5 protein-coding genes are annotated in these 2,917 nt (G+C 29.8%); all 5 read left to right on the forward strand.

Annotated features, from left to right (window positions below):
• A partial coding sequence (locus BSU00_RS11030; RefSeq protein WP_233188710.1) for a DUF4738 domain-containing protein occupies window positions 1-608 on the forward strand: 608 nt, incomplete at its 5' end.
• Between the two features lie 86 nt (window positions 609-694).
• A complete protein-coding gene (locus BSU00_RS11035) occupies window positions 695-1,129 on the forward strand; it encodes a 2-dehydro-3-deoxyphosphooctonate aldolase (RefSeq protein ID WP_105004429.1) in 435 nt (144 codons plus the stop codon).
• Between the two features lie 77 nt (window positions 1,130-1,206).
• Window positions 1,207-1,731, forward strand: a complete 525-nt coding sequence (locus BSU00_RS11040) for a TrmH family RNA methyltransferase (RefSeq protein ID WP_105004430.1) — start codon at window positions 1,207-1,209, stop codon at window positions 1,729-1,731.
• Window positions 1,732-1,777: 46 nt separating this feature from the next.
• Complete coding sequence (locus BSU00_RS11045; protein ID WP_105004431.1) at window positions 1,778-2,323, forward strand: hypothetical protein; 546 nt, start codon at window positions 1,778-1,780, stop codon at window positions 2,321-2,323.
• An 80-nt stretch (window positions 2,324-2,403) separates the two neighbouring features.
• Complete coding sequence (locus tag BSU00_RS11050; RefSeq protein WP_105004432.1) at window positions 2,404-2,889, forward strand: N-acetyltransferase; 486 nt, start codon at window positions 2,404-2,406, stop codon at window positions 2,887-2,889.
• The last annotated feature ends 28 nt before the right edge of the window (window positions 2,890-2,917 follow it).

Below are 2,917 nucleotides of genomic sequence, written 5' to 3' on the forward strand. Positions count from 1 at the left end.
CCAAAAAAACAATGAAAATACAATTTCTAATATTAATAATGTCAATCATTTTCAGCTGTAGTGAGCAGAAAAAAGAAAAAGAGGAAGTTAAAAAGCAACCTGAAAGTATTGAGACTTCAAATGAGAGAATCGATACCTTAACTATTTCTGAAAGCCAAAATTTAAATTACAAAAACGTTATTGAACGATTCTTTCCTGAAGAAAATGAAACTGTAAAGTTCGACACAATTGTATCAGCTCTGAATCTTAAAATTTCCATTCAAAGTACTACTCTCGACTCTTACGTGACTAACGAATTTGAAATCGAAGGAGTTAAACATATTGACAAATATAGAGACAGTGAAAAGCACTTAATTATTAAGAAATCTAATGAAGTTGTTATTGATACTGTTTTTAAGAAAAATGATTTTATAGAATTGACAGGAGAAGACTTTTTAAAAATTGCTGATTTTCATGGATATTGGTTTAACAAAATAGAGAATGACACTATTAAATTGTTCGGAGTGTTAAGTAAACCAGAGACCGATTGGTCTGTTGCGTTTTATCATTTTCTCGATTTGAAATCAATGACTTTTGAATTACAGGAACATATTGATGAAGAAATATAAAAAGGCAGCACACAACAACACCTATACGCAATGCCCTTCGGGACACTGCGCATAGCCAAACCGTTGGCATTAATTAAAACTAAAATATGAAAACTAAATTAATTATAACTTTTATCCTTCTTAGCTTATTTTCTTGTTCCACTACTATGAATGTATCCAAAAATGTTAAGCAAACGTTATTAGATGATAACACTTTCATGATTACAGAAATTTCTTCAGACCCTTCATATGGACTTTCTCCAAAAAACCCGATTGAAGTTGGCAGCGAGGATAGCGGACCTAAAAATGAGAGAAGATATTTAAATGCTCTTTCTGGCCCTAACGGAGAAGCTATTTCATATTATAGATCTGGAAGCTGCTGTCCAATTAAAAGTGATAAAGCAGTTTTTGGTAATAAAGTTATGCTTGATAATTATAGAGTGACTTGGGAAGGATCAAAGGACACTATTTCAATTTATATAAACATGTATGATTCAGGGAAACTAATGGCTCCTAAAGGATTTGGAATAAGAAAAAACTAATGCCAACACTACCTAAACTGCATTAAAACGCAGCTTAGCCAAACCGTTGTGCATAATTTGACGAAAATTAAACGAAATTGACTGAAAACTTTGAACTTATTGCAGTTTTAGAGAATCCAAACTTCTTAATGAATATCGGAAATGTAATAAGGAATATAAATGGACTTGGAGTTGACAGATTGTTTGTGATTGATGGACAAAAAAGGCTTGAAGATAATCTTGAAGAATTAAGACAAAGAAAATCATTGTTAAAGTACTCAAACGGTGCTGTAAAGTGGACAGATATAAAAGTATTTACAGAAGCTAAAACTTGTTTTGATTTCCTAAATAAAAATGGTTTCATTTCAGTTGGAACTTCACCTCATAACATTTGTAAAAGACAAGTTAAACTGACTGAATCTAAATTGGTTGAACCTAAACTCGCTATTTGGTTTGGTGAAGAATCGAAAGGGTTGAGTAAAATAGCAGCCGAATTATGTGAATACTGTTTGACAATAGATATAAAAGGAAAAGTTGAGAGTTTTAATCTATCTACAACAACAGGAATTGTAATGTATGAAGCAACTAAACAAAGAGAAAAAACTATGCACAACAAGGTGTAAAAATGCATTAAAACGCATTTTACACTAATCGTTGTACACCATTTGAATGAAAGTATTTAAAAAAATATTGTTATTACTGAAAATTATTTTCTTTATAAGTTGTAAAAATCCAATTGAGAAGAAAGAAGTTGGAAATGAATTTAATTCATATAAAGTAAAAAAAGAATTAAAAGATAAAATCAGACTTGAGAAAGAAGTAAAAGATACTTTATACTTTGAAATATATGACAAAAACATTTCAGGTGACTATTACAGTAAAAGTATTCATGCAGAAAGAGGATTTTATATTAAAAAAGAAAAGCCTGAAAGTGACTTGTTTTTATATAAATTAAACTTTAAAAAAGGGAAAATTGAATTTGAAGACTTAACGGAATTCTATGACTGTGGAAATGGGGTGTTAAGTTTAAAGAATTCTACATACAAAAAAATGGAAAATGGAAATTATGAAATTCAAATAAACGGAGAATATGCTTACGAGAGCTCGTTTTTTATTAGAGGAGAATACAGCCTGATTATTAATAAAAAGAAAGAATTATTCTTTTATCCTGTAGAGATTTTGGAACACAGAAAAGAAAGAATATTTGCAGATTAAAAACGGTGTACAACACCACCTAAACTGCATTAAAACGCAGCTTAGCCAAACCGTTGTAGCTAATTAAAATAATCTCTAAAATGGAATTCATCCAACGTCCAATATTATTAGAAACTGAAAAGCATGAGGTTTTTGATTTATGGAACAACGAATATCCTGAAAGCTTATCTTTTAATTCTATTGAAGAATTTGATGCATACCTCAATAACCTGAATGAACAAAGGCATCTACTTTTAATTAATTCAGAACGGAAAGTTAAGGGTTGGTACTTTGACTTTAAGCGAGATAACGAAAAATGGTTTGCAATTATTTTGGACTCAAATCTTCATGGAAAAGGATTTGGAACTAATATACTTGAACTAGTAAAACAGCAAGAAAATGAATTAAATGGTTGGGTAATTGACCATAATAAAGACAGAAAGAAAAATGGAGATTTATATAATTCTCCATTGAGTTTTTATCTAAAAAATGGATTTAGAAAATTGACAGCAAATAGATTAGAATTAGAAAAAATTTCTGCTGTAAAAATAAAATGGAAAAATGAAACTAGCTACAACAAAACCTAAACTGCATTAAAACGCAGCTTAGCCAAAA

Source organism: Tenacibaculum sp. SG-28, from assembly GCF_002954385.1.
Lineage (GTDB): Bacteria > Bacteroidota > Bacteroidia > Flavobacteriales > Flavobacteriaceae > Polaribacter.